This window comes from Microbacterium sp., assembly GCF_031179285.1.
In the GTDB taxonomy this organism is placed as follows: Bacteria; Actinomycetota; Actinomycetes; order Actinomycetales; family Microbacteriaceae; genus Microbacterium.
On the sequence record NZ_JAPSHY010000011.1, the window covers coordinates 62801 to 88756 of the forward strand.

Consider the following 25956-nt stretch of genomic DNA (forward strand, 5'->3'; position numbering starts at 1 on the left):
CTCGGTCGTCAGCTGTTCTGCGGGAAGCCGAGGTCGATCCCGCCGTGCGTCGCGGGGTCGAGCCATCGGCTCGTGACGGCCTTCTCGCGGGTGAAGAAATCGAAGCCGTGCACGCCGTAGGCCTTGGCGTCGCCGAACAGAGACGCCTTCCAGCCACCGAAGGAATGGTAAGCCACCGGAACCGGGATCGGCACGTTGATCCCGATCATCCCCACCTCCACCTCGTGCTGGAACCGGCGGGCTGCCCCGCCGTCGTTGGTGAAGATCGCAGTGCCGTTGCCGAAACGACCCGAGTTGATCAGGTCCACTCCCTCCTGGAAGGAGCTGATACGCACCACCTGGAGCACCGGTCCGAAGATCTCCTCCTGGTACGCCCGCGACGTCGTGGGGAGATCGTCGATCAGGGTCGGGCCGAACCAGAATCCGCCCTCCTGCCCTTCGACCGCTCTGTTGCGGCCGTCGACGACGATCCGTGCGCCGTCCTGTTCGGCGATGTCGACGTACGACGACACTCTGTCGCGGTGCTCGGCGGTGATGAGCGGCCCCATGTCGGGTTCGCCCTCGGCTCCGCCCGCTCCGTCCCCGAGGCGCAGATCTCCGATACGCGTGGCGATCCGCGCGATCAGTTCGTCGGCCACCGGCTCGACCGCGAGAATCACCGACACGGCCATGCAGCGCTCACCGGCCGCACCGTAGCCCGCGTTGACCGCCTGATCGGCGGCGAGGTCGAGATCGGCATCCGGCAGCACCAGCATGTGGTTCTTCGCGCCGCCCAGCGCCTGCACGCGCTTGCCGTTGCGGGCCGCCGTCTCGTAGATGTACTGGGCGATGGGAGTCGACCCCACGAACGAGATCGACTTCACCGCAGGACTCTCCAGCAGTCCGTCCACCGCCTGCTTGTCCCCCTGCAGCACCGTGAACACCCCATCCGGAAGACCGGCCTCTGCCCAGAGGCGGGCGAGCCAGAGCGCGGCTGAGGGGTCCTTCTCGCTGGGCTTGAGGATGACGGCGTTTCCTGCAGCGATCGCGATGGGGAAGAACCACATCGGGACCATCGCCGGGAAGTTGAACGGGGAGATGATGCCGACGACACCGAGCGGCTGCTTGAGTGAATAGACGTCCACTCCGGTGGAGACGTTCTCGGAGTACGCGCCCTTGACGAGGTGCGGAAATCCCGTGGCCAGTTCCACGACCTCCTGCCCGCGCAGGATCTCACCCATCGCGTCCGAGAGCACCTTGCCGTGCTCTGCCGTGATGATCGCCGCAAGCTCCGCCTTGCGGGCATTCAACAGCTCGCGGAACGCGAAGAGCACGTTCTGGCGCTTGGCCATGGAGTAGCCACTCCACTGCAGGAACCCGCGCTGAGCCGAGGCGATCGCGGCCTCGATGTCGGTGCCCTCGGCCAGCGCGACGCGCGCGGTGATCCGGCCCGTCGCCGGGTTGAAGACGGGTGCGGTGCGACCACCGGCGGATGCTCGGGCGATGCCGTCGATCCAGTGGCCGACCGTGGGGACGTCGGTGGCGTTGATCATGACTGTCCTTCCGGATGCGAGGATGGTCCGTCGAGCGATCCCGGATGCACCAGGGACGCAGCGACATCGATGGCGGACGCCACGTCGATGTCGGAGGAGTACAGTAGCGTCCGGCCGACCGTGAGGCCTCGGACGCCGGGGAGCGACAGCGCATCCTCCCAGGAGGAGAAGGTGTCATCGGGATCCGCGCCCGCATCGCCGCCCAGCAACAGCACCGGCAGCGTCGTGGCGGCGAGCACGCGTTCCATCTCGTCGACGACCGGCAGCTTCAGCCACGTGCGAGCGCTGCTCGTACCGAGACCACTGGCGATCGCGATCGACAGCATCACCGCTTCCGGGGACAGGTCGTTGACGATGCGGCCGTCGACGCGCCTGCTGAGGAAGGGCTCCAACATGATCGGCAGCTCTGCACGGGCTGCTGCCGTCACCGCTTGCGCCGTCGAGGCGAGTGTCGGCGCCGTCGCCTCATCTTCGAGGTTGATCCGTACGAGGGCCTTGGCGAAGTCGATGCCGGAGTCTCCCAGCCCCGGCACGTCATACCCGGTGTATCGGTCGTCCATCTCGAACGACGCTCCGCGGAGGCCGCCACGGTTCATCGAGCCGACGACGATCTTGTCGTCGAGCAGGCCGAGGACGGCGAGGTCATCGATGATGTCGGGCGTGCCGAGCACTCCATCCACACCCGGATGGCGCAGCGCGGTCGCCAATCGATCCAGCAGCACATAGCGGTCTGCCATCGCATACGGCGACCCGCCCACGGCCAAGGCCCCTCTGGCGGGGTGGTCGGCCGCGATGATGAACAGCCGGCCATCTCCGCGGATGATCTCGCGGCGGCGCCTGCCGGCGAGGGCATCACGGATCGTGCGCGGCGACTCCGCGCGAACCGTCCGCAGTCGGCGGAAGTCGTCCTCGGTCAGAGCGTTCATGTCATGCATCTCCGTTCACGACCTCCGCGACCTCGCGTTCCGTGGGCATCGCCGTGGAGCATTCCCGGCGACCCGCGACGATGCCGCCGGCCGCGTTCGCATATGCGAGAGTCTTCTGGAGTTCCCATCCCTCCAGCAGTCCGTGGCACAGAGCACCACCGAACGCGTCGCCCGCACCGAGCCCGTTGACGACCTCGACGGGCGTCGCGGCGATCTCCACCTCACCGGACCGCGTCTTGGCGAGCACTCCGCGGGGTCCCTGCTTGACGATCGCCAGCTCGATCCCGCGTTCGATCAGTGCGGCCGCGGCGCGGTGCGGATCGGTCTCTCCGACCGCCACTTCGCACTCCTCGAGATTGCCCACGGCGACAGTGGCGAACGCGAGGGCTCGCTGGACCTGGGCGCGTGCATCCTCCGGCGACTTCCAGAACATGGGCCGGTAGTCCAAATCGAACACCGTGTGCGCACGTCGCTCGCGGGACGCGAGAAGCTCGAGATGCGTCTGCCTGCTGGGGGCCTCACTCAGACCCGTCGCCGTGAACCACACCAGCGACGCATCGCGGACGACGTCCTCGTCGACGTCTCCCGGGCGGATCTGCAGGTCGGGCGCGGAGGGCTCGCGATAGAAGTACAGCGGGAAGTGGTCCGGCGGGAAGATCTCGCAGAACGTGATGGGGGTCTTGAAGGTTGGATCCGTCGCCACGAAGCGGTTCTGCACCCCGAGCCTCTCGAGCTCGGCCTGCAGATATTCACCGAGCGGGTCGTCTCCCACGCGCGAGAGCAACGCTGTCGGGTGCCCATACCGTGCTGCGGCGACCGCGACGTTGGCGGCACTTCCGCCGAGGAATTTCCCGAAGCTGCTGACTTCTCCGAGGCCCACCCCGTCCTGCAGCGGGTAGAGGTCGACGCCCAGGCGACCGATGGTCAGGATCTCGGGCAGGGTTCGATCACCGCTCATGGACCCTCCTCTCGCTTTCCTATATGTATTGACATTAGCACTTTGTGATACAACCTCGTCTACACATCCATCGTGCGTCGGAGGGTGAGGATGTCCCCGCCCGCCAGCGAGGCGTCCCCCGTGCGCACCCCGCGCTCCAGGACCTGCCCGGTGAGGTCGACACGGTTCCACTCTCCGGCAGACACGAGCCGGAGGTCGCGCTCATCCTCCAGGTAGTTGACGAATCGCAACTCCGCCTCAGAGGCGACGCGCCGCGCCGACTCCAGAACGGTGTCGCCGGTGAGGTCAAAAGACAGCGTCGGCTGCGGCAGCGTCCCGAAGGCGCCACCCGTCCCCCGCATCACGAGCGGATCGTGCCGGAACAGATCAGCACTTCGGACGACGGCCGCATCGTCCGCGCCGACCATGATCGCGAGGTCCGTGTGCACCGCGACGCCCAGGTATTGGGCGCCCGGTACCGGGACCTCAGACCCTGCGGGTTCGTCGCGCAGCGGATGGACGTTCACGCTCATCATGCCCACCGAGCGCGAGAGCGTCACCGCGAGAGCGTCGGGCGCGCCTGCGGTCGAGACGACCTCGTACTCTGACAGTTTCTGGACCAGGACGGCGGTCGAGCCTGCGCAGGCGAAGCGGTAGGCGGGATAGGTCGGAAGGGGGAACTCGCCCCATCCTCCCTCGGCTTCGCGGCCACGCACCGTCGTGCCGTATTGCCCCGCGCTCTGAGAGAACTCGAGGTCGGTACCGCCGGTGGGCACCAGCACTCGCAACCGGTGATCGGCAGCGGTGTTGACGTAGTCGATCGCAACCCGAAGGAAGCGTTCGCCCTCGCGAAGCTCGATCGTCGTCTCGGTCACCAGTGGCACCGTCGCCGGGCTACGGCGACGATCGCCGTCGAGTCGCTCGGGCAGGTCATAGACCCGGCGGATGCGGATACGACCGCGGAGCGGTCCGCGCTCCAGGACGGAGATCTCGACCGCAGACGGAGCCGTGATCGCGGACGCCGCATCGACGGGTCCGTAGTTGTAGGAGTCGCCGCAGTCGCCCTCATCGATCAGGGCGAGGGCACCGTCGATGGACGAGCCGTCCGCACCACTGATCCGTACCGTCCCATCTTCGTTCACCGTCGCCGTGAGAGCGGCGTTGAACAGCGTACGGTCGTGGACCTGAATCGGGTCGACGGGTGCCGGCGCATCGGCCTTGCCGACCGCGGTCGCGGCGAGCCCCGCGACGTCGACTGCGAGGAGCGCACCTCGGCGGGGGTCAGCGATGGTCTCCACACGCCAGATCATGTCTCCGGTGGCATCCGCCGCAACCCGCTCCTCCAGCTCTGCGACGAACGCAGTGAGATCCCAGACCCCCACGGGGCTCTCCGCCACCCGGAAGCGCAGCGACCGCTCGCCCCATTCGTACCCGTTGATCTGCTGACCGAACAGCTCGCGCCCGTGGATACGACGCAGGAGTCTTGGCAGATCCGCTGTGGACATCTGCTCGTCGCCGAGGACGGTCGGCATCGGGTCGAGCAGTTGCACGCCCGGCGAGAGCGCCTCGGCGTCGACGTCATGCAGGGTCACTTCCACCTGCGCCCGACGCGCGAAGCCGGAGGGGTTGAACACCACGTGTTGTTCAGGCGACACTGCCACCGAGAGATCACGGAGCACACTGTCGATGACGCCGCGCGCGATGTGCCCGGCGGTGTGGATGCGAGTACCGACCTGTTCAGCCGTCGCATCGACGCCGCAGCCGGTCACCGAATCGTGGGCCGTGCTCTCGACGAGCCGGTACCACGCCGTGTCGAAAAAGGCCCGGTGATCCCGCGTGCCGTAGACCAGGTCGAGCCGCTCCGCCACCGTCAGCGCCTGCTCCGATCGCGCCATCTCACGCTTGAGGTTGGTGCGGATGGAGAACACGCCAGGAAGCAGGTTCCCGCGTGCGTGCGAGCGCATCTCTCCGTGCACCTGCGGAAGGGCGGCGAGGGTCCTGTCGTCGGTCGCATACCGCGAGAGGTGCTCATCCAGTGTCGCGATCGACAGAAGGGGACCTTGTGCCGCCGAGCCGTAGGCGGTCACGACGTCGACGAGGTCCTCCGGCGGAGCGGAGTGATCGGTGCCGAGCATCGCGAGCACAGGATCTCCCTGATACCAGGACTCGCTACGGGATGCGTAGTCCGGCGCGAGGTGCGGCAGCTGGCCCGGCAGCGCGAACATGTCGAGTCCGTTGCCGTACCCGTCGAACAGATACTCGCACCGGACGGCATCGCCGTTGGGCGCGACCCAGGCGAAGGCGTGCGTGGACACGTCGGCCGGGACGCCGCGCCAGAGGGCGCTGTGGCGGATGCCGAAACCGGCCAGGATCTGTGGCATCTGCGCCGCATGCCCGAACATGTCCGGGAGGTACCCGACCGGCATGATCCGCCCGAGCTGCGCGCTCGCCGCTCGCCCGAGTTCGAGGTTGCGGATGATGGTTTCCCCGTCGCATCCGAACTCGTCGAGCAGGATGAGGAAGGGCCCGATGCTGAGCTGTCCCCGCTCGACGAGCGCGACGACGCGATCGCGATTCTCCTGGCGCATCTCGAGATAGTCCTCGATCGCCGCCGCCTGTCCGTCGAGCGTGAACCGATACGCGGGATGGGACTCGAGAGTCTCGATCAGCCGATCCAGCATGTGCACCAGCCGCAGCCGGAAGACATCATGCGGCTCGTACCACTCGCGGTCCCAATGGGTGTGGGGAACGACGACGATCTCGGTGCTCACGTGCGGGGACTCCTGTATCTCGGGGGCATCGGTGGTCATGCGCACAACGCGGCGATCCGCCTGTCGGGGTGCAGCAGGTAGTACGGGCCGGCAGCGGGATCGGCTTCGAAGACCGACAGGTCGTCGCGGACGGAACGCCGGCGCCCTTCGCCGTCGACGAGGATCGTCCCGTCGGCGTCGGTCGCGATCACATCGCCCTCGATGCGGACGAGCACGGGGGCGGTGAAGACATCCGGCACCGTGAGACCGTCTTCCACCCTCACTCCGCCCATGATCGCGGTACGCCCCGCGGCGACGCCGGCGAGGATCGCATCGGGGGACGCGTCCTCCGCCGCGACCCAGGTCGTCGGCGTTCCCGGGCCGACGCCCTGGTCGCGTATGTGGAAGTCGGCCCCGCCCAGCAGAACAGCGTCTCGGTCCCATCGGGCGTGGAACGCGAGCGGTGAGGTGGCGATGAGCTCGTGATACCACGTCGAGTGCCAGAGTTCGATCGCCCGGGGTGCCCGTGACAGAGGGTGCAGCCACGAGCAGTCCCCCGAGATCGGATGATTCACGCTGAGCACGCCACCGCGACTGTCGACTTCATCGACCCAGTCCTGCGCAGGGAGCCGGAAATCGATCCATCCGATGTCCCCGAACGCGTTCGCGTGACCGCGGTGGGTGGTGACCTCCTGCCCCGGGAGCAGCGTGATGTCCTGCTGTGCTCCGATCACGGGCAGGTGCGGGTGATGGCTGATGGTGTTGTGGTCGGTCACTGCGAGGAAGTCGAGCCCTGCGCGCGCGGCGAGCGCAGCCAGTCCTGAGATGCTCTCGCGGCCGTCGGAGTGGAGGGTGTGGGCATGGAAGTCCCCGGCAAACCAGCGCAGGCCCTCAGGAGCCGGCAGGTTCCTCGTACTGCCGCGCGCGCTCCCGGTCGTCGGCGACGCCGTCGGGCCGTGGTCGATCATCGACTCTGCGGGACGGAGGATCTCGACGATGACGTCGGCGCCGGCGTCGCTCAGGCGGTGGATCCCGAGGATCACGTTCCATTCGCCTTCCTCCGGACGTCCCGGCAGATATCCGGGCGTCGCATCGTCGGTCCGGATCACGAAGGCGCGCCGCGCACCACCCGACCATCCCCGCCATCCGGCAGCGCCTTCGCAACCGAGATCGATCACCGCCTTCTCGGTGTCGTACGAGATGCGCACCTCCAGCGTGTCCGTGCCGGACGGCACATCGAACGGCACCCGGACGTAGCGGTCCTCGTTCTGGAGCTCGTGAGTCAGGCGGACGGTGGTGCGGATGATGCTCATCAGCCGATGCGCTCGGTCGTCTCTGCGTCGAACAGCAGACTGCGATTGAGCTGCGGCACGATCCATCCACGATCGCCGGGAGTGGGTTCGTGCTCCTCGGGGACGACGACCTGAAGTTTGTGCTCGCCGGCGCTCACCAGCAGAAGGGTCGTGGCACCGAGGGTCTCGGTGACCACCACCTCGGCGGGGATGCCTTCGTCGACCGGCTCGGTCGACCAACGGAGATACTCGGGACGGATGCCCCAGCTGACGGCCTGCCCCTCGCGCACCGATGCTTCGGCCTCGACCGGGACCGGGACCTCGGTTTCGCCGATCCGGATGCGCCCGGCGGTGACCACGGTCTCGACCAGATTCATGGGAACTGATCCGATGAAGCCCGCGACGAACATGTTGTTCGGGCGATGGAAGATCTCTCGCGGAGTGCCGAGCTGCTGCAGCTTCCCCGCCTTCATCACGGCGATGCGATCGGCGAGCGCGAGCGCCTCCGCCTGGTCGTGGGTGACGAACACCGTCGTCACACCGAGGTCGCGCTGCAACTCTTTGAGGAAGGTCCGCGCCTCCAGCCGCAGCCGGGCGTCGAGGTTCGACAACGGCTCATCGAGCAGGAGCACATCGGGGCGCGTCGCGACAGCCCTGGCCAGAGCGACTCGCTGCTGCTGGCCACCGGAGAGCTGTCCTGGGCGCCGCTCGATGAGGCCGTCGAGCGACAGGCCGTTCGCCACGGATTCGGCTGTCGTGCGTCGCTCGGACTTTCCGACTCGCCGGATGCGCAGCGGGTAGGCGATGTTGTCACCCACGTCCATGTGCGGGAACAGCGCATAGTCCTGGAAGACCATCGCCACTCCGCGCTCTCCTGGTTCGGCGTTGGTGACATCCTTCTCGCCGATGATGAGCCTGCCCGAGGTGATGCTCTCAAGCCCCGCGATGGAGCGCAGCAGGGTGGTCTTTCCGCACCCGGAGGGACCGAGCAGCGCGAAGAACTCACCGTCCGCGATCTCGACGTCGATGCTGTCGACGCCTCTCACTCCCCCGGGGTACTCCTTGACGAGCTCTGTTGCGATGATGGTGGCCATCAGGACTTGATCCCTCCGTGGAAGCGGAAGCCGTAGCGGCGGTTGACGAAGAAGTAGATGAGCAGGACCGGGACCGAGAAGACCAGCGAGAACGCGGAGATCAGGCGGAGATCGGCTTGACCGCTCTCGGTGTAGAAGGTGTACATGAGCACAGCGGCCGGCTGCATGTCCGGGGTGCGCAGGAGCAGGAAGGGCACGAGGAAGTTGCCCCACACCTGAACGATCGTCCAGATCGCGATGAAGGCGAGACCGGGTCGCGCGATCGGGGCCACGATGTCCTTCAGGATCCGGAAGGGCCCGGCACCGTACAGCCGGGCCGATTCCTCATACGACTTGGGGATCGAATCCATGAAGTCCTTGAGGATGAAGATCACCGTCGGCAGAATGCCGCCGGCGAGCACCAGGATGACCCCGACGTGCGTGTTGATCAGCTGCAGTTGATTGATCAACTGGAATGTCGGCACCATCGCCGCCGTCCCGGTCACGATCGACGACAGCAGCAACAGGGCGTACAGGATGCCGTCGCGACCGGGGATGTTGATCCTGCTCATCGCATACGAGGCGAGGGCTCCGAGCACGATGACGAGTGCCATCGTGCCGAGGCCCAGGATCAGCGAGTTGACGATCGAACCCATCGCGTAGGGGTTCTCGATCAGCCGCGCGAAATTCTCCAGCGTCCACTCCGGCCACGACAGCGTGAGCGACGGCGTCGCGTCGAACGGGGCGAGGATGAGCCACACCATGGGAAGGGCGAAGAAGAGCGACACGATGACGAGCGCGAGGGTGAAGAGCACCCGGGAGACGAAATGGATCACCGCCCGGTCACGAGCCACTGTCTTGACCGTCGCCATCATGAGCGCACCTTCTTTCCGCTCTTGCCTCTCGAGACGCGCGTGTACATCAGCGCGATCACCAGGTTGATCAGGAGCATGATCAGCGAGATCGCAGCTCCAAGGCCCAATTGCCCGCCGGGGATGGCGGTCTGGTAGATGTACACCGACAGGATGTCCGTCGCCCCGTTCGGTCCACCGGCGGTGAGCAGGTACGGGGTGAACGTGTTGAAGGTCCACAGCGTGATGAGCAGCGTGTTGGTGAGCAGGTGCCCCCTGATATTGGGCAGGATGACGTCGCGCAGCTGCTGCCAGGTGTTGGCACCGACCATCCGGGCGCTCTCGAGCTGTGAGGGCGGCACGGCGCTGATCGCCGAGGAGAACAGCTGCATCGAGAATGCCGTCCCGACCCAGATGTTGAAGATGATGATGCACTCCATGGGGTGCTCGATCAGCCAGGCGGCGCCTTCGGTTCCGAGCAGGGCGTTCAGTGTGCCGGTGCGCCGGTCCAACAACGCCAGCCACAGGAACGAGGCGACGGATGCCGGGATCACCCATGCCGCGAGCACGAGGGTCTCGATGAACGTCTTGACGCCCGGGCGCACGTTGCGCACCATCCACGCGAGCGCGAACCCGAGCACGGTCTGGCCGATGATGCCCGAGACCAGCACGAACACGAGCGTGAGCCACAGCGAGTTCCAGAACCGGGGGTCGTTCAGAGCCGCCGAGAAGTTGGCCAGACCGACGAACTCGGGATTCGCGGCCGCGAAGCCGGTGAGCCGATAGTTGGTCATCCCGAGGTAGACGGTCCAGATCGCCGGGAAGAGGAGGAACAGGCCGATCAGGAGGAGACCGGGCGCCGCGAACAGGGTCGCCCTCGCACGTCCGAGACCGGCGACATCGTCCGCCCGGCGCCGGCGGGGGGCGTGGACGCTCCCCGCCGGCATCGTCGCTTGCGTCATGGTCACTTCGAGATCGCGTCCGGACCCACGACGCCTTCGAGACCGCGGACGTACGTCTTCATGGCGTCCTCCACCGACGTACCGGTCGCGACGTCGAGCGTGGCCTGCTGCAGGAGCACCGAGACCTGCGGGTAGGCCGCGAGGCCGGGGCGGTATGCCGTGATCGGCAGCACCTCCTCACTGACGAACATCAGCATCGGGTCGGTGGAGAGCAGCTTCTCGTTCACGTCATCGCGCGGCGAGATCGACAGGGTGCCCGCGGCACGTGCCTCGAAAGCCTCAGGGGAGTTCATGAACGCGAGCAGCTCCCACGCGAGCTCCGGATGCTTCGAGTTCGGGTTGAGCACGCGTCCCGTGCCGCCCGACATCGAGACGAAGTCCTGACCGTCGATCCCCTCACCCGGTTCCATCGCGGGGATCTTCGCGTAGCCGACCACGTTGTCGCGGTCCGCCATCGGCGCAGTACCGACTCCCTCTGCCGGGTTGATCACAGAACGCCAGAAGTAGTCGCCCTCGAGCAGGATGCCGATCTTGCCCTCGGCGAAGAGCTGGAATGAGGTGTCGCGCCCCGACGCTTCCTGCTGAAGCACGGGGTCACCGAGTCCCTCATCGACGTAGATGGTCTCGTAGAGCCCGAGTGCCTTCTCGAGACCGTCGCTGGCACCGATCCACTTCTCGTCCTCGTAGACCTGCTCGCCGGTGCCCACGAGTACCGGCAGCAGACCCTGCATCGTCGTCGCCTCGCCCATCGCCGTGCCGGCGTTGAGCTGGATCGGCGTCACGCCGTCGAGCTTCTTGAGTGCCCGAGACGCGTCGAGGATGTCCTCCCAGCTCTCCGGCGCCCATTCCTCATCCAGACCGGCCTGAGCGAACAGCTCCTTGTTGTAGTAGAGCACCCGGCCGTCTGCGCCCTGAGGGACGCCATAGCGCTCGCCGTCGAATGAGAGGGCGTTCTGCACGGCATCCGGGATCTGGGCCCAGCCGTCCCAGTCGTCGACCGCGTCGCCGCCGACGGTCGCGAGAGGCTCGATGTAACCGGCCTCAGCGAACTCGCCGACCCAGATGCCGTCCATGCCGATGATGTCGGCGCCCTTGCCGGACTGCAGGTCCAGCGCGATCTTCGTCTTGTAGTCCTCGTCGTCCACGCCCTGCGGCTCGAACTCGACGGTGACATCCTTGCCGTCATCGGCCATGGCCTCCTCGAACCCGGGGATGACGTAGTCGGCGATCCAATCAGCCTCGGCACTGTTCTTGCCGCCTGTGATGGAGTTGGTGGTGAGGGTGAGAGTGACGGGGCCCGACTCCTCTTCCTGCTCGGGCTCCGACCCTGCGGAGCATCCAGCCAGGACGACCGCACCGGCAGTGGTGAGGGCGAACGCCGCGATCGCGCGGCGCTTTGCGTACGTGAGCATTTCTGACCTTTCTGTGTGGCTGACCGCCGAGCGGATGCCGCTCGGTCGGGGACTGCTGCTGGCGACTGCTTCTGACTACTGGGCGGCTTCGGCGCTCGATTCGAGCGTGAAGCCCTTCGAGTGCGCGAGCGAACGAATCATCCGCTGCCCGACCTGTACGTCGGCGATCGACTCCGCGACGCTCGCCCCCTCGGGGCTCTCGCCCCGGACGAGGGCCGCCAACGCATACAGTTCGTTCTCGAAAGCCTCTTGCTGCATCCACCGCGATTCGCTCACACGGATGCCCAGTACGGGATGGTTCTCGGTCACCCTCAGAACCGTCGGAAGGTTCGTGACGTACGGCACGCCGAAGATCAGTTCGATGGTTCCGCCCTCGTGGTGGAAGGTGACGCTCTCCTGATAGTCCGGGTAGGCATCGATGTAATGCCAGTCCACGGTCCACGGGGTCTGTTCACGGGCAAGCGTTCCGCGAAGATGCACCGATCCGGGCATCGTGGGCCCCCAGTGCTGCGCGAAGGACACCTCTCCGAGACCCCCCACCAGGAAGCGGAGCAGACCGATGTCGTGCACGACCGACCCCAGCACGACGTTGGTGTAGAGCGTGCGCAGATCGGGATGAAGCCCGGCACCGACCGCACCGTCGACCGTCTTCGACGTCGACGCCTGGAGCGACCGGATCGTCTCGGCGGAGATGTCGTGCGTCCGTGCCGCCAGGCGGGCGAACTCCAGTTGAGAACCGTCGAGCGGATGCATCACCACGACGCTGACCGCCCTCAGGGTGACACCGGCGAGCAGCTCTTTCGCGCGCTGCGAGGCCGCGTCGTACTCCTTCATATAGCCCACCCGCACCCAGTCGCGAAGGTCGATGCCGGACTCCACCTCATGGGCGGCGAGCGCATTCAACTCGGCGAGTGAGTAGGCAAGGGGCTTCTCCGCAAGCACGCGAACGCCGGCCCGCACCAGACTCAGCGTGTCGCCGGCGTGTGAGCCGGTGGTGGCGAGGATGGCGGCGTCGATCTCGAGGCCTTCCTCGATCGCGGCGATCAGCGACTCGATCGAGGAGAACAGTCTGGTCTGGTCCACGCCGTATCGAGCCGCCATGTCTGCCGCCCGCTCGCGCGAGAGGTCGACGAGGGCCGTGATCTCGAATGCCTCGGCATTCCGGCGGAGCAGCGGGAGATGCACGCTCTGGCTGATCGCCCCGAGACCGATGACAGCGACGCGGACGACACTCACGCGAACCACTTCCGAAGGGCTTCGCGGTTCGCGATCTGGTCGCGCTTGGCTCGTTCGACATCCTCCGTCGACCGCGGCACCACGTCCTGCTCGATGATGAGCCACCCGCTGTATCCGCTGCCGACGATCTCGTCGACCAGTTCGTCGACGACGAGATCGCCCTGACCGAGCGGCACGAAGACGCGCTTCTCCCACACCGACCGCATCGGATCGTCGGCACGCAGCGCCTCTTGAAGGATGTTCGTGCGCGCGTCCTTCAGGTGGAGGTGGTTGATCCGGTCACGCCAGCGACGAAAGTCCGGCAGCGGATCGCCGCCACCGATGAGGAGGTGCCCGGAGTCGAAGGTGAGACCCACGTCCGTCGACGCGATCAGCGCGTCGATCTCCTCCGGAGTCTCGACATGCGTGCAGGCGTGGTGATGGAAAGTGGGTTCGAGATCCCTCGCGCGCACCCTGGCGGTCGCGACATTGATGCGGTCGGCGAAGCGGGCCCAGTCATCTCCGACGAGCGTCAGTTCGGGAGCACCGCCCGGGCGCGCTTTGCGCTCTGCACTGCCCGAGTCGGCCAGGGTCGGCAACGGCGCGAGGGCGGGACCCGTCTCCGCAGCGGTGACGAACACATCGAGGATGTCATCGAGGCCAGCCAGGGCGCTCTCGAAGTCTTCCTGCGTGCCCGCGAACGGGAGATCGACCCATCCGCCTGCGAGTTCCAGGTGGTGCCGCTGCATCCGGTCGACGAGCTCATCACCACGGCCGAGAAGACCGACCGGACCGAGATCGATCCCCTGGTAACCTGCTTCGCTGATCCAGCGGGCGAGTTCCTCCCCCTCGGGCAGAGCGACCAGATCCGGCCGCGCCAACTCGAAGACGCCATAACTCACGGGTGCATTCGCGATGCGGATCACTCGGCTTCCCTTCCTCGTCGAACGGGGTGGACCACGGTCCGCTGGGAATGTTAGCAGGTAACGACATATGCATCAATGGTGTCGCCGCCTATGTACGTACAAACGGACTTGTTCCGCGATCCGCCGCATCGCCGGGGTCCGCAGACGGTATGTCTCTTCGCCGGGCAGCGCGGAATCACAGCGCCGGACCTCCATCGCGAGGGCTCGTATGATTGTCGCTACAATGTGACTCCCTCAGAGAAAGCGGAGCAGCAGATGGCCGACGTCGTCACCCCGTGGCCGAACGATCTCTTCGCAGACATCGACCGCACCGGGCCCGTGCCGCTCTATTTTCAGGTCTCGACGAGGCTTCAGAGCGCGATCCAGTCCGGCGCGATCCCGGCGGGCGCACGTCTTGAGAATGAGATATCGATCGCCGAGCAACTCGGACTTTCGAGGCCGACCATTCGCCGGGCGATCCAGGAGCTGGTCGATAAAGGCCTTCTGGTGCGGCGCCGGGGTATCGGCACCCAGGTGGTGCAGGGTTCTGTCACGCGCCAGGTCGAGTTGACCAGCCTTTACGAGGACCTTCAAAGCGCACACCACGAGCCCGGCACGCAGGTTCTCTCGCTGGAAGTCGTCGAGGCGTCGGATGAGGTGGCGGCGGCCCTGGGCCTGGACGCGGGCACCGAAGTGCTGCACCTGCGGCGGCGGCGCAGCACGGACGGCGTTCCGGTCGCGGTACTCGGGAACTATCTGCCTCGGGCCTTCGCGGACATCTCCTCGGAGCAGCTCGAGTCCCGTGGTCTCTATCAGATCCTCCGCGCCCGTGGTGTCGCCATCCGGGTGGCCAAGCAGAAGATCGGTGCGCGCCGCGCGGAAGGCGATGAACCCGAGCTGCTGGAGATCGAGGCCGGTGGTCCGGTCCTGACGATGGAGCGGGTGTCATTCGATCAGTCCGGAGCGGCCATCGAGTTCGGTCTTCACTGCTACCGCCCCGACCTCTACCGATTCGAGACGACTCTCGTCGCGAAATGACATCTCTCACTCGGCTCGACATCGAACCGCTGCGGTAACGGATGGGAAGCCCCTGGGCTGAGGCTCGCCCTGTCCATAGACTGAGCCGATGGAGATCATCTGGCTCATCGGGATCGTCGTCGGCCTGATCGCCGTCGTCGCGATCCTCGCCGCCGCGCTCCGAGGAATGCGACCGAAGATCCCCGAGGCGCAGACGTTCACGCCGACCCCCGTGATGAGCTCGTCACCCACCGCGACGTCGAACGCATCCCCCGCCGGGATGTCACCGCAGGTCATCGCGGAGATCGACCGAATGATCGCCTCCGGCCAGCGGCTGGCAGCCATCAAGTTGTTCCGGGCGCACTCGAAGGTCGGCCTGAAAGAGGCGAAGGACAGGATCGACCACTGGTCCATCAGCACCACCGCCCGGCACGCGGCAGCCACCTCGCACACGTCGCCGGCGTACTCTCCCTCTCCCACGACGCGTTCGACGAGCTCGACGAGCTCGATCCGCTCGACCCTCCCCGCACCGATCGTCGGCGAGATCGACAGGCTCATGGCCGGCGGTTCCCCGATCGCGGCGATCAAGCTCGTGCGCGAGCACACCGGGCTCGGCCTCAAGGAATCGAAGGAGATCATCGACTCCTGGCCCGCCGGTCGTTCGCGGTGACGCCCGCGCCCGAGACGAGCAGCGCTCAGTCGAGGAAGATGTCAGGGAAGAGCCGGTCATCCGGCGTGCCGGGCACGGCGGCGTAACCCGAGAAGTCGGTGACTCCGGATGCCTCCAGCACGTCCTCGACGATGAGGCTCTGCCCGGTGTACTCCGTCGCCCTCTCGAGCAGCACCGCGTACGCGGCATCGGCGTAGATGTCGGGTGTGCGACTCGCGGCCATCACCCTGTCGCCGCCGAGCAGGTTCTGCACCGCAGCCGTAGCTATGGTCGTTCGGGGCCACAGTGTGTTCGCCGCGATCCCGTCGCTCGCGAACTCGGCGGCGAGCCCGAGCGTCGCCATCGTCATGCCGAACTTCGCCAGCGTGTAGCCGGTGTGCGCCCCCAGCCACTTCGGTGTGGGGTTCAACGGCGGCGAGAGCGAGAGGATGTGCGGGTTCTCGGCCTCGCGCAACATGGGCACCGCCGCCCGCGACAGCATGAAGGTTCCGCGCACGTTGACGTCTTGCATGAGGTCGTACTTCTTGGCTCCGAGGTCGAGGGAGCGCGACAGATCGATCACGCTGGCGTTGTTGATCACGATGTCGATGCCGCCGAACTCGCCCTGCGTCTTCAGCACCGCCTCGGTGATGTCGTCGTCATCGCGCACGTCGCCGACGATCGGCAGGGCGTTCCCTCCCGCCGAGCGGACCCGCTCTGCCGCCGAGTGCACCGTGCCTTCGAGCTTGGGATGCGGGGTGTCGGTCTTGGCGAGCATGGCGATGTTGGCGCCATCCGCCGCCGCCCGCAGGGCGATCGCGAGGCCGATCCCGCGGCTGCCGCCCGACATCAGGATCGTCTTGCCTGCCAGAGTGCTCATCGGTCTCCTTCGTCGTGGCTCATCATCTCGCGGGTCATTTCGGGGCCATCCGGATCGCGCCGTCGAGGCGGATCGTCTCTGCGTTGAGGTAGTCGTTCTCGACGATGTGCTCGACGAGCGCGGCATATTCGTCGGGGCGTCCGAGGCGCGACGGGTGCGGCACCTGCTGGCCGAGCGATTCCTGAGCGGCCTGCGGCAGGCCCATGAGCATCGGGGTCTCCATGATGCCCGGGGCGATGGTGCACACACGGATGCCGTGCCGGGCGAGCTCACGCGCGATCGGCAGTGTCATCGCATGCACGCCGCCCTTCGACGCGGAATACGCGGGCTGACCGATCTGCCCGTCGAATGCGGCCACGGAGGCGGTGTTGACGATGACGCCCCTGCCGCCGTCGACCGGCTCGTTCTTCGCGATCACGGCGGACGCCTGCGAGGTCACGTTGAACGTCCCGACGAGATTGATCCGGATGATGCGCTCGAAATCGGCGAGCACCGCGGGGTTGCCGTCACGGTCGAGCACCTTCGCCGGCGGCGCGATGCCGGCGCAGTTGACGACGAACCGCAGCGGGGCGGCGGCGTTCGCCTGGGCGACCGCTTCGCGCACCTCTTCGACGCTGGTGACATCCGCGGGGGCGAACACGCCGTCGATCTCCGCTGCGAGCGCGGCGCCGTCGGAGGAGACGAGATCGACGATGGTGACGTGCGCGCCGGCTGCGGCGAGCCGTCGCGCCGTCGCAAGGCCGAGTCCGGATGCTCCGCCGGTGATGAGCGCGCCCTGCCCCGTGATCTGCATGCTGTTCTCCTTCGAACGTTGTCGTGCGACTGCGTCTCAGCCTACGTGGTTCTCCGTTCCACCACGATGTCCGCCGCATTCGACAGCGAGCCTACGACACACCTCTCTCAGGCCCACTCCCTCCGACGGTCGGCGCCCGCCCGCTCCAGACACGGCAGGATGGAGAGCATGACGATCCCCGCCGAGCCGATCACCGTTCCCGACAAGGTCGTCGATCTGGCCCGCGGTGCCGATCTCGTCTGCGTCTGGCGCAACGACTACGGCGGTCTCACGTTCCGAGCCACCGGGTCGGGCGAGCCGTTCTACATCAAATGGGGACCGCGGAATGCGGAATCCGCGTTCCGCGACGAGGCGGAGCGGATGCGGTGGGCCGGGCGCTGGCTGAACGTCCCGCGCGTGCTCGACAGCGGGGAGAACGACACGCACGAGTGGATCGTCACGGCCGCGATCGACGGTCTCAGCGCCGTCGACTCGCGCTGGGAGGCGGAGCCGGCGACGGCCGTCCGCGCGGTCGGCGAAGCGCTGCGGGCGATGCACGACACCCTTCCGGTCGCGGAGTGCCCGTGGGACTGGAGCGTGCCGTCGCGCATCGCCAACGCCGCGCAGCGCGGCATCGAGGTGCCAGCTGCCCTGCGTGACTCTCCGAGCGTCGACCGGCTGGTCGTCTGCCACGCCGACGCCTGCATGCCGAACACCCTGATCGGTCCGGACGGTCGCTGGGTCGCGCACGTCGACCTCGCCCTGCTGGGCACCGCCGACCGCTGGGCCGACATCGCCGTCGCCTCGATGAGCACCGAGTGGAACTACGGCCCGGGGTGGGAGGATGCTCTCATCGAGGCATACGGAGTCGAACCCGACCGGGAACGGCTCGCCTACTACCGCGACCTCTGGAACGCGACCTGAGGTCAGGGCAGGTGCCGTGCCGACACAGGGTCAGCGCTCCTTCCTGTCTGCGGCGTGAGGTCACGCCCGCTCGTCGACGAACCTGCTGAAGAGCGTGTCCAGATCGGGATCGACGCGCTGCAGTTCCGGGTGGGTGTCGTGCCACTCGATGATCTCGTCCGCCGCGCGGTGCAGCGCGACGGTCGGGTTGAACTCAGGGACCACGCGGCGGATCTTCGTGTTGTCGAAGACGACCGAGTGTGCCATGTCGCCGGTGAGCTGTCCCGAGCGTTCCGGTGCAGCCGATTCGATCGCGGCGCTGGTGGCGTAGCGGAGCCGGGGTTCCGCGCCAGCCGCTCGGCCGAGGATCGAATAGATCTCGTTCCACGTGTAGACGAAGTCGCTCGTGATCTGGAACGTGTCGCCGTAGGCGAGCGGATTGCCGAGAAGCCCGACGAACCCGACAGCGAAGTCACTGGCATGCGTAAGGGTCCACAGCGACGTCCCGTCACCGTGCACGATGATCTCCTCGTTTCTGCGGATTCGGTCGATAGCGGTCCAACCCCCGAATGCGGGGATCGTCCATTTGTCGTACGTATGGGATGGGCGCAGCACCGTCACCGGGAACGCCCGGTCGCGATAAACCTCGGCGAGGAGCTCCTCACACGCGATCTTGTCCCTCGAGTACTGCCAGAACGGGTTGCGCAACGGCGTGGATTCGGTGATCGGCAGGCGGGCGACCGGCTTCTGATAGGCAGACGCCGAGCTGATGAAGACGTACTGTCCCGTGCGCCCCTCGAAACGATCGATGTCGCGCTGCACCTGGTCGGGCGTGAATGCCACCATGTCTGCGACGACGTCGAACTCACGACCGGCGAGAGCAGCATCCACTGCAGCGGCATCTGCGATGTCGGCCGTCAGCACCTCGACGCCGTCCGCGGGCGCACGGCGAGACCGCCCGCGGTTCAGCAGAGTCACCTCCATGCCGCGCTCGGCTGCAAGCGCGCTCGCTGCCGAGGAGATGATCCCCGTCCCGCCGATGAACAACACCCTCGTCGCACTCATGCAAGCACCTTATCCAGGTATCCGCGAACCCGAGGCTCGCGCGGCGACACTGCGTTCTCTCATGCGTTCGTGGGCCCGACCGAACCGACGACGCCGGTGACCGCTCGAGGCGATCACCGGCGTCCGGCTGTTGCGGTATCGAGGCGCGGTCAGCTGGGTCGAACCACGCGATGCGCGGCGTAGGCGCCGGCACCCAGAACCAGCAGGGCAAGGCCGACCAGCGGCATCCATCCTGCGTCGTAGCCTGTCAGCGCCAGCGCATCCGCCACGCCTCCGGATGCCGACGGCTTCGCCGGAGCAGCCGGACTCGCCGGATTCTCCGGGTCCGCAGGAGCGGACGGGGTGTCGGGGTTCGCCGGGTCCGTCGGGTCCGTGGGGTCGGTGGGGTCCGTCGGGCCCGTCGGGTCCGTCGGGTCCGTCGGGTCCGTCGGGTCCGTCGGGTCCGTCGGGTCCGTCGGGTCCGTCGGGTCGACGACCCGGTAGCGGAGGACGACCATACGGTGGTTTCCTGCCTTGTCGAACGCATCGATCGTGAACGTCCAGTCCCCGAGCGCACCGGTGGGGAGCGGGCGTCCCGACGTGAAGCCCGACACGCAGGTGTCCACACCCGACAACGTGTCAGAACAGGAGAACGCGAACGGCAGGTGAGAATCCTGGGGCACCTCGATCACGGCCAGGGCATCGGGCTGGACGATCGAGTCGACCGCGATGGTGGGCTTGACGTCATCGAAGCTCACCTCGATCGACTGCGGCTCGCTCTGGTTTCCCGCCTCATCGACAGCCCAGAACTCGAGAGTCTGCGTGCCCGGTTCGAGATCGTAGCTCCCGGCATCCCCCGGCAGTTCAGTGACGACGCCGTCGCGCCTGATGCTGATGGACTGCACTCCCGAGAGATCGTCGGTCGCTGAGAAGGCGACGCTCCCGCGGTTGGTCCAGCCGCCGGTCGGCGCGCTCCAGTCGCTGATGACCTCGGGGGCGGTGGTGTCCTTCGGCTCCGTCGGCTCGGAGGCGACGACGGTGTAGGTGATCGTCTTCGTGGTCGTGTTCCCGGCGATGTCCTTGGCCTCGACGCTCACGGTGTGCTCACCCAGCGTCGAGGTGTCGACCGACCAGCCGCTCGACCGAGCCGAGAGGCACTTCTCCACGCCGGAGTGGGCGTCCGTGCAGGAGTAGACGAATGGAACGATGGTGTTCTGCAGCACCTCGATGCGCCCGGCGTCGTCGACCACGCCGAATGGTTCTGTGGCGATCTCCGGCTTGAGGTTGTCGAAGCCGGCGACGATCGTCTGATGCTCACTCTCATTGCCGGCGTTGTCGACCGCCCAGAACTCGAGAGTCTGGCGACCGAGATCGAGGTCGAATGCGCCGTGCGGTCCGTACCACGTCGTGGTGACGTTGCCTCGCTGGATCCGTACGGACTTGACGCCCGAGAGGTCGTCAACAGCCGTGAACTGCACCCTCGCCTGGGTCGACCACCCGTGAGGTGCCGGATTCCAGTTGCTCGTGATGTCGGGAGCCGTCGTGTCCGCGATGTCAGCGGAGGAGGTCTCGGCGGGTGCATCGATTGCGGCCGGAGCCTCGGCGGCAGCGGGGGCCCGGTCGACAGGTGGTGTCGCCGGCTCGATGGGAGCGGCGGGTGCCGGCGGCGCCGCGGTCGCTGCCGCGGGCTCCGCGGGTGCGACAGGAACGGGCGGCTCCGTCGGCGCTGGGGCCGGCTCGACGCTTGCGACGGGTGCGGGCGGCTCCGCGGGCTGCGTGGCCACATCGACGGGAGCCTGTGCCAGGGTCTCCTCGTTCGTCGGCGGTGCGGTATCCGCACTGGCGGCCGAGGCGGCGGCCAGCGGGATGGCCATCAGCACGGCGACGGCGCCGGCAGCCAGTCCGGCGTTCAGACGTTTTCTCATGTTGTTTCCTTCTGGGACGTGGGCGACTCAGGAAACGTTATGAGCGCAGGGAGATGCTCAGGGCCCGCTTTCGCGGGGTGCAATGTTGCGTTAACGTCCGTCCCTGCGAGGGATCGCAGCCGCGGCCCGATCAGGTCCAGACGAATCGGAATGCGCCCGTTGCGACGGCGGCGGCGATCGCGACCGCCATGATCACGACGCCGGCGGCGAGCGCGACCGCGTCGCGCGCATGCAGCCGTGACGGTCGCGCCCAGGTGCGTGGGATGCCGGAGCCGAACCCGCGTGCCTCCATCGCCATCGCCAGCTTCGTGCCGCGCCGCACCGCGAACACGAGCAGGACGAACGCCATGGAGAAGAACCGTCGGATGACACCACGATCTCCGACGCCACGCGCACGACGAGCCAGCGCCATCGTGCGCCAGTCGTCGAGGAAGAGTCCCAGCATCCGCGTGCCGGCAAGCACGCCCAAGACGAAGCGGCTCGGCAGGCGCGCGACCTGAGCGAGTGCATCGCCGAGTTCGGTTGGGTCGGTGCGGCCGAACAGGATCACTGTGGGCAGCCCGAGCGCGATGACGCGGATGCCGACAGCGATCGCGAGCGCGATGGAGCCGTCGCTGATGGTGGCGAAACCGAGCGTCCAGTGCACGGTGCCTTCAGGCTCGGCATAGAGCAGCATGCTCAGGCCCGCGATCGGCGCGAAGAACACCAGGGGCAACAGGCGGCGGGCCACCGTGATCGGGCTCAGGCCAGTGAGGGGGATGCAGAGCAGCTGCAGGGCGATGGCGACGACCGCGCTGACCGGATCGATCGACGCGAAGAGCGGGACCGAGAGCAGCACGGCGAGCACGATCTTCGTCACCGGGTTCACCCCGTCGAGCCAGGCGGGCGGCGGTTCGGCGGAGTCGCGCACGCCTGCGGTGGTGTCGAGCGCGCCGGTCACCGTCGATCCGCCTTCCCGTTCGACGCCGCACCCGCAGCGAGCGGCGCCTCGAGCACGATCTGCTGACCGCCGAGATGGCGGACGACTCCCTCATCGTGCGTGACCGCGATCACGGTGCGGCCGGCTGCGATCTCGGCCTGCAGCAGTCCCACCAGCCCGATCCAGCCGCGACGGTCCTGTCCGAAGGTGGGCTCGTCCAGCACGATGACCTCGGGGGCTGCCGCGAGCACGGTGGCCACCGACAGTCGCCGCTTCTGGCCACCGCTGAGCGTGAACGGATTCGCGAGCGCCAGCGACGTCAGCTGCAGACGCTCCAGGAGTGCGTCGACGACCTCATCGATGCGCGCTTCCGACCACCGCAGCGCCCGCGGGCCGATCGCGAGTTCTTCGCGCACTGTTCGTGCGAGGAACTGGTGCTCCGGCTCCTGGAACACCGTGCCGATGCGGGTCAGCAGCTCCTTCGAACTCCATCTGTAGGGCCGTCGTCCCGACCGGCCGACGAGATCGGAGGCCGCGGCCACCTCGCCGCGGAGCTCCGGAATGAGACCTGCGAGCGTCAGCGCGAGGGTCGACTTGCCCGCCCCATTCGGTCCGGTGACGAGCGTGGCCGCGCCGCGGGGTATGCGCACCTCGAGCGAGTCCTGCACGGGGGTGCGTCCATCGCGCGAGATCGACAGTCCGTCGGCAGCCAGCGCCGCGGGCACGGCGGTCGCATCAACGGTCCCGAGTGCGGGAAGGTCGATCCGATGGTGCGGCACCCACACCCCGGCCTCCGCCAGGGCGTCGCCGAGGCGGCCGAACACCTCGTCCGGAGTGCCGTCGGCGAGCACGCCGCCTCCCGCGGCGAGCACGATCACCCGGGTGAGCAGGTCCGTCCACACCTCGGTGCGATGCTCCACGACGACGAGCGTCGCCCCGGTGGCATCCAGCACACGCTCGACGCTGTCTCGCACCTCCTGCACGCCGGCAGGGTCGAGGTTCGCGGTCGGCTCGTCGAGCAGCAGCAGACCGGGACGCATCGCCAGCACGCCGGCCAGTGCCAGCCGCTGCTTCTGTCCCCCGGAGAGGGCTTTGGTGGGCCGGGACTGCGGAACATCGAGCCCGACCGCCCGGAGCGCGTCGGAGACCCGGGCGGGGATGTCTGCGGCCGGCACGCCGAGGTTCTCGCACCCGAACGCGACATCGTCGCCGACTTTCGACAGCACGACGCCCGCCTCCGGATCCTGCAGGACGAGCCCGACCCGACCACGCTGGGACTCGGGCGCGGCGCCGTCGACGAACAGCGACCCCGTGCGCACGCCCTCGTCGGCGTCACCGAGGACGCCGGCGAGGCCCGCCAACAGCGTCGACTTCCCGGCGCCCGACGCCCCGAGCAGAAGCACACGCTCGCCGGGCTCGATCGTGAACGTCAGGTCACTGACAGCGGGCAGCCGCCGCCCGGCATAGCGCCATCCCCACCCGGTCGCGGTCACGCGAACAGGAGCGGGCACGGTCAGACCTCCCGGCGTGCTTCCCTGCCGGCGGCGAACCGGCTCAGCGCCCCAGTCGCGGCGAGTGCACGAACGAGCAACCAGCCGACGACGCCGGCGAGAATCGCGCCGGAGATGACCACCGCGATGAGGTAGATCGTGTTGAACTCCATCGACTTCAGGATGTTCGGCGAAGACCCGTAGAAGAGCTCGAACACCCAGGCCGCGACGGCAGCGCCGATGCCGGCGAGCGCGGCGACCACGACGCCGAACCGACGGTACAGGAACATCGCGAAGATCAGCTCGGCGCCGAGCCCTTGCACGAGACCGGAGAGGACGGTCGACACGCCCCAGACATTGCCGATCAGCATCGAGATGATCGCGGCGACCAGCTCGACGACGAGGGCAGCGCCGGGCTTTCGGATTACGAGCCCGCCGATGACTCCGCCGATGAGCCAGATGCCGACGGCGATCCCGCCGAAACCGGGGGTGACGCCATCCGCCGCGGCGAACCAGGCGCCGCCGACGACATTCCAGCCCCAGAAGAGGAGACCGATCGCGACGCCGAGCACGGCGGCGACGACGATGTCGACGACTCGCCAGCGCATGGTGCGCGACGGCGCGACAGTGCTGTCGCCGATCGATGCGGATGCAGACGTGGTTGTATTCATCAGAACTCCTCCCTGCGCTGGCATGACCCAGATCAGGTTCGACGGTCGAAGCGCGATTCGCTCCCTCTCAGCCCGGCTCGCCGGACTCCCGTGGTTGTACTGACGATCATACCGATCCCGGTCGGAGCGCGGGCGGACCGCTGCGGCTGAGCCCGCATCGCCCACGCACGCGGGCGACACTCGGGATCGCACAGTGCCGGGCGACGCCGATCCTTCGGTGGATTCGGTAGCGTATGCGGGGTGACCCCTCGAGACGCGAGCCCGGATGCGGGCGCGGATGCGGCGCCTGCTTCGGCATCGCACGACGCCTCCGCAGCGACCGCTGTCACGGGAGCCACGGCGCCGACACTCACGACCGGGCCGCGCGTTCGCGATGACCTGAGCACGATAGGCCTCGTATCGGGAGATCCGGGCGAGGTTCACACGCGCGAGGAAGCCAGGTGGGCCGACGAGACCATCGGTGCCACGGCGCTCACCTGGATCGACGTGCCCGGCGTCGCGAGTCGCACCGGAGTCGCAACGTTCGAGGGACGACGTGACGACGAAGACGGGGCGAGCCTGCTGAAGGGGGCACGGCTTCGCAGTGGCTTCACCCGCCCCGGAGTGCTGGTGCCGCTCGGCATCCTCGTGGGCTTCGCCGGCGCCTACAGCGGTGCCACACTGCTCTGGCCCCTTCACGAGGTCGCGCCGACCATCGAGGCGATCGCCTTCGAGACGATCCCGGCACCGGCCGCTGTTGTCACCTGGCCGGCTTCCGGTAGCGCGGCCATCGGCGTCCAGGGATTCGGCAGCATCGCATCCACGACGGAGGCCGCCGGGATCGCCAGCATCACCAAGGTGGTCTCGGTGCTGATGGTGCTCGACCGGCTCCCGCTCGCCGTCGGAGAGCAGGGACCGGAGTACTCGTTCACGCGCCAGGACAGCCAGGACTATTGGGCATATCGCCGCGCGAACCAGTCATCTCTGGATGTGCCGGTCGGTGGCACGCTGACCGAGTACCAGATGCTGCAGGGAACGCTCCTGGGTTCCGCGAACAACTACATCGATCGCCTCGTCAGGGAGATCTGGGGGTCCGAGCGGGCATTCGCCGCCGCAGCGGAGATCTGGTTGCGTGATCGCGGCCTCGAGGGGATCACGGTCGCCACTCCCTCGGGATTCGACGAACGCAACCGGGCCACCCCGGAGGCTTTGGTGATGCTCGCCGAACGCGCGATGCAGAATCCGGTCTTCGCAGAGATCGTCGGCACGGCATCCGTCGACCTCCCCGGCGCCGGCACCGTGAACAACACCAACGGGATGATGGCGGATGCCGGGGTGGTCGGCATCAAGACGGGCACGCTGGAGTTCTGGAACCTGCTCACAGCGAAAGACGTCACCGTCGGCGACACCACCGTCCATCTGTATGCGGCCGTGCTGGGCCAGGATGGCGATGAGGAGCGCCTCGCCGCCACCCGTTCGCTGTTCGCCGAGACCGAGGCCGCCCTTCAGGCGCAACCGCCCGTCGTTCCTGCGGGGACCGTCGTGGGCGAGGTGGAGACGGTCTGGGGCACCAGCGTCGAGATCGTGACGGATGCCGATGCGGATGTCGTGCTCTGGAATTCCAGCAGCGCCGAGGCGACGACCGTGTTCGACCTCGGTGACAGGCGAGAGTCCGGCGACACCGTCGGCACGCTCACGACCGTGGGTCCGCTCAATACCGTCGAGACGGAGCTCACGCTCGCCGATGACGTGCACGGGCCGAGCCCCTGGTGGCGCCTCACGCATCCGCTGGAGCTGTTCGGAATCAGCGAAGACGAAGACTGACACACACGAAGACGCCCCACCCCGCGCG

The 25956-nt window shown here is 67.5% G+C and carries 22 protein-coding genes and 1 riboswitch; of the genes, 4 read left to right on the forward strand and 18 right to left on the reverse strand.

The annotated features are described in order from the left end of the window. Nucleotides 1-8 precede the first annotated feature (8 nt). The 11 genes from RIN18_RS09115 to RIN18_RS09165 all read right to left on the reverse strand — a co-directional run bounded on the left by RIN18_RS09115 (nucleotide 9) and on the right by RIN18_RS09165 (nucleotide 13876). A complete protein-coding gene (locus RIN18_RS09115; RefSeq protein WP_309103652.1) occupies nucleotides 9-1532 on the reverse strand; it encodes a CoA-acylating methylmalonate-semialdehyde dehydrogenase in 1524 nt (507 codons plus the stop codon). Then, the gene (locus RIN18_RS09120) at nucleotides 1529-2458 is read right to left on the reverse strand and encodes a deoxyribose-phosphate aldolase (protein ID WP_309103653.1); all 930 of its coding nucleotides are present in this window, start codon (nucleotides 2456-2458) and stop codon (nucleotides 1529-1531) included. Before RIN18_RS09120 ends, RIN18_RS09115 begins: the two co-directional genes overlap by 4 nt. 1 nt (nucleotide 2459) lies before the next feature. Then, nucleotides 2460-3416, reverse strand: coding sequence for a 5-dehydro-2-deoxygluconokinase (iolC, locus tag RIN18_RS09125; protein WP_309103654.1), 957 nt, complete (start codon nucleotides 3414-3416; stop codon nucleotides 2460-2462). A gap of 59 nt (nucleotides 3417-3475) precedes the next feature. Continuing rightward, a complete protein-coding gene (locus RIN18_RS09130; RefSeq protein WP_309103655.1) occupies nucleotides 3476-6166 on the reverse strand; it encodes a hypothetical protein in 2691 nt (896 codons plus the stop codon). A 35-nt stretch (nucleotides 6167-6201) separates the two neighbouring features. Further along, nucleotides 6202-7458: a CehA/McbA family metallohydrolase gene (locus RIN18_RS09135; RefSeq protein ID WP_309103656.1), complete on the reverse strand. Its 1257-nt coding sequence runs from the start codon at nucleotides 7456-7458 to the stop codon at nucleotides 6202-6204. After that, entirely contained in the window at nucleotides 7458-8531 is a 1074-nt protein-coding gene (locus RIN18_RS09140) for an ABC transporter ATP-binding protein (protein WP_309103657.1), read from the reverse strand. Before RIN18_RS09140 ends, RIN18_RS09135 begins: the two co-directional genes overlap by 1 nt. After that, nucleotides 8531-9385 carry a carbohydrate ABC transporter permease gene (locus RIN18_RS09145; protein WP_309103658.1) on the reverse strand — a complete coding sequence of 285 codons (855 nt, stop codon included), beginning with the start codon at nucleotides 9383-9385 and terminating at the stop codon, nucleotides 8531-8533. Before RIN18_RS09145 ends, RIN18_RS09140 begins: the two co-directional genes overlap by 1 nt. Further along, nucleotides 9382-10323, reverse strand: coding sequence for a sugar ABC transporter permease (locus RIN18_RS09150; protein ID WP_309103659.1), 942 nt, complete (start codon nucleotides 10321-10323; stop codon nucleotides 9382-9384). Before RIN18_RS09150 ends, RIN18_RS09145 begins: the two co-directional genes overlap by 4 nt. 2 nt (nucleotides 10324-10325) lie before the next feature. After that, nucleotides 10326-11735 (reverse strand): extracellular solute-binding protein, encoded by a 1410-nt coding sequence (locus tag RIN18_RS09155; protein ID WP_309103660.1) that lies wholly within the window; start codon nucleotides 11733-11735, stop codon nucleotides 10326-10328. Nucleotides 11736-11810: 75 nt separating this feature from the next. Next, nucleotides 11811-12971, reverse strand: a complete 1161-nt coding sequence (locus RIN18_RS09160) for a Gfo/Idh/MocA family oxidoreductase (RefSeq protein WP_309103661.1) — start codon at nucleotides 12969-12971, stop codon at nucleotides 11811-11813. Continuing rightward, nucleotides 12968-13876: a sugar phosphate isomerase/epimerase gene (locus RIN18_RS09165; protein WP_309103662.1), complete on the reverse strand. Its 909-nt coding sequence runs from the start codon at nucleotides 13874-13876 to the stop codon at nucleotides 12968-12970. Before RIN18_RS09165 ends, RIN18_RS09160 begins: the two co-directional genes overlap by 4 nt. A gap of 255 nt (nucleotides 13877-14131) precedes the next feature. Here RIN18_RS09165 and RIN18_RS09170 point away from each other — a divergent pair, with 255 nt between their 5' ends. Both RIN18_RS09170 and RIN18_RS09175 read left to right on the forward strand, forming a co-directional pair. After that, nucleotides 14132-14893, forward strand: a complete 762-nt coding sequence (locus RIN18_RS09170) for a GntR family transcriptional regulator (protein ID WP_309103691.1) — start codon at nucleotides 14132-14134, stop codon at nucleotides 14891-14893. Nucleotides 14894-14981: 88 nt separating this feature from the next. Further along, nucleotides 14982-15542 (forward strand): ribosomal protein L7/L12, encoded by a 561-nt coding sequence (locus RIN18_RS09175; RefSeq protein WP_309103663.1) that lies wholly within the window; start codon nucleotides 14982-14984, stop codon nucleotides 15540-15542. 25 nt (nucleotides 15543-15567) lie between these two features. Here RIN18_RS09175 and RIN18_RS09180 read toward each other — a convergent pair whose 3' ends face one another. After that, nucleotides 15568-16401: an NAD(P)-dependent oxidoreductase gene (locus tag RIN18_RS09180; RefSeq protein ID WP_309103664.1), complete on the reverse strand. Its 834-nt coding sequence runs from the start codon at nucleotides 16399-16401 to the stop codon at nucleotides 15568-15570. A 34-nt stretch (nucleotides 16402-16435) separates the two neighbouring features. Continuing rightward, complete coding sequence (locus RIN18_RS09185; protein ID WP_309103665.1) at nucleotides 16436-17194, reverse strand: SDR family NAD(P)-dependent oxidoreductase; 759 nt, start codon at nucleotides 17192-17194, stop codon at nucleotides 16436-16438. Between the two features lie 168 nt (nucleotides 17195-17362). Between RIN18_RS09185 and RIN18_RS09190 the strand changes: the two genes are divergently transcribed. Further along, nucleotides 17363-18097 (forward strand): aminoglycoside 3'-phosphotransferase, encoded by a 735-nt coding sequence (locus RIN18_RS09190; protein ID WP_309103666.1) that lies wholly within the window; start codon nucleotides 17363-17365, stop codon nucleotides 18095-18097. Nucleotides 18098-18157: 60 nt separating this feature from the next. Here RIN18_RS09190 and RIN18_RS09195 read toward each other — a convergent pair whose 3' ends face one another. From RIN18_RS09195 to RIN18_RS09215, 5 genes are all read right to left on the reverse strand, one after another. Continuing rightward, entirely contained in the window at nucleotides 18158-19141 is a 984-nt protein-coding gene (locus tag RIN18_RS09195) for an NAD-dependent epimerase/dehydratase family protein (protein ID WP_309103667.1), read from the reverse strand. A 149-nt stretch (nucleotides 19142-19290) separates the two neighbouring features. Continuing rightward, complete coding sequence (locus RIN18_RS09200) at nucleotides 19291-21045, reverse strand: OmpL47-type beta-barrel domain-containing protein (protein WP_309103668.1); 1755 nt, start codon at nucleotides 21043-21045, stop codon at nucleotides 19291-19293. A gap of 130 nt (nucleotides 21046-21175) precedes the next feature. Beyond that, entirely contained in the window at nucleotides 21176-21985 is an 810-nt protein-coding gene (locus RIN18_RS09205) for an energy-coupling factor transporter transmembrane component T (protein ID WP_309103669.1), read from the reverse strand. Next, complete coding sequence (locus RIN18_RS09210) at nucleotides 21982-23475, reverse strand: ABC transporter ATP-binding protein (RefSeq protein ID WP_309103670.1); 1494 nt, start codon at nucleotides 23473-23475, stop codon at nucleotides 21982-21984. Before RIN18_RS09210 ends, RIN18_RS09205 begins: the two co-directional genes overlap by 4 nt. 2 nt (nucleotides 23476-23477) lie before the next feature. Then, nucleotides 23478-24125 carry an ECF transporter S component gene (locus RIN18_RS09215; RefSeq protein WP_309103671.1) on the reverse strand — a complete coding sequence of 216 codons (648 nt, stop codon included), beginning with the start codon at nucleotides 24123-24125 and terminating at the stop codon, nucleotides 23478-23480. Beyond that, nucleotides 24116-24227: riboswitch (TPP riboswitch) on the reverse strand. Its footprint overlaps the gene before it by 10 nt. Before the next feature lie 138 nt (nucleotides 24228-24365). On the opposite strand from RIN18_RS09215, the gene RIN18_RS09220 reads away from it, so the two are divergent. Next, on the forward strand, nucleotides 24366-25928 hold the full coding sequence (locus RIN18_RS09220; RefSeq protein WP_309103672.1) for a D-alanyl-D-alanine carboxypeptidase: 1563 nt from the start codon (nucleotides 24366-24368) through the stop codon (nucleotides 25926-25928). Nucleotides 25929-25956: the final 28 nt, after the last annotated feature.

What these genes read in the sequence shown, in the direction of transcription:
- RIN18_RS09115 (WP_309103652.1), bottom strand. Translation starts at nt 1,532, where the DNA reads ATGATCAACGCCACCGACGTCCCCACGGTCGGCCACTGGATCGACGGC.
- RIN18_RS09120 (WP_309103653.1), bottom strand. Translation starts at nt 2,458, where the DNA reads ATGAACGCTCTGACCGAGGACGACTTCCGCCGACTGCGGACGGTTCGC.
- iolC (WP_309103654.1), bottom strand. Translation starts at nt 3,416, where the DNA reads ATGAGCGGTGATCGAACCCTGCCCGAGATCCTGACCATCGGTCGCCTG.
- RIN18_RS09135 (WP_309103656.1), bottom strand. Translation starts at nt 7,458, where the DNA reads ATGAGCATCATCCGCACCACCGTCCGCCTGACTCACGAGCTCCAGAAC.
- RIN18_RS09140 (WP_309103657.1), bottom strand. Translation starts at nt 8,531, where the DNA reads ATGGCCACCATCATCGCAACAGAGCTCGTCAAGGAGTACCCCGGGGGA.
- RIN18_RS09145 (WP_309103658.1), bottom strand. Translation starts at nt 9,385, where the DNA reads ATGATGGCGACGGTCAAGACAGTGGCTCGTGACCGGGCGGTGATCCAT.
- RIN18_RS09150 (WP_309103659.1), bottom strand. Translation starts at nt 10,323, where the DNA reads ATGACGCAAGCGACGATGCCGGCGGGGAGCGTCCACGCCCCCCGCCGG.
- RIN18_RS09155 (WP_309103660.1), bottom strand. Translation starts at nt 11,735, where the DNA reads ATGCTCACGTACGCAAAGCGCCGCGCGATCGCGGCGTTCGCCCTCACC.
- RIN18_RS09170 (WP_309103691.1), top strand. Translation starts at nt 14,132, where the DNA reads ATGGCCGACGTCGTCACCCCGTGGCCGAACGATCTCTTCGCAGACATC.
- RIN18_RS09175 (WP_309103663.1), top strand. Translation starts at nt 14,982, where the DNA reads ATGGAGATCATCTGGCTCATCGGGATCGTCGTCGGCCTGATCGCCGTC.
- RIN18_RS09180 (WP_309103664.1), bottom strand. Translation starts at nt 16,401, where the DNA reads ATGAGCACTCTGGCAGGCAAGACGATCCTGATGTCGGGCGGCAGCCGC.
- RIN18_RS09185 (WP_309103665.1), bottom strand. Translation starts at nt 17,194, where the DNA reads ATGCAGATCACGGGGCAGGGCGCGCTCATCACCGGCGGAGCATCCGGA.
- RIN18_RS09190 (WP_309103666.1), top strand. Translation starts at nt 17,363, where the DNA reads ATGACGATCCCCGCCGAGCCGATCACCGTTCCCGACAAGGTCGTCGAT.
- RIN18_RS09195 (WP_309103667.1), bottom strand. Translation starts at nt 19,141, where the DNA reads ATGAGTGCGACGAGGGTGTTGTTCATCGGCGGGACGGGGATCATCTCC.
- RIN18_RS09200 (WP_309103668.1), bottom strand. Translation starts at nt 21,045, where the DNA reads ATGAGAAAACGTCTGAACGCCGGACTGGCTGCCGGCGCCGTCGCCGTG.
- RIN18_RS09215 (WP_309103671.1), bottom strand. Translation starts at nt 24,125, where the DNA reads ATGAATACAACCACGTCTGCATCCGCATCGATCGGCGACAGCACTGTC.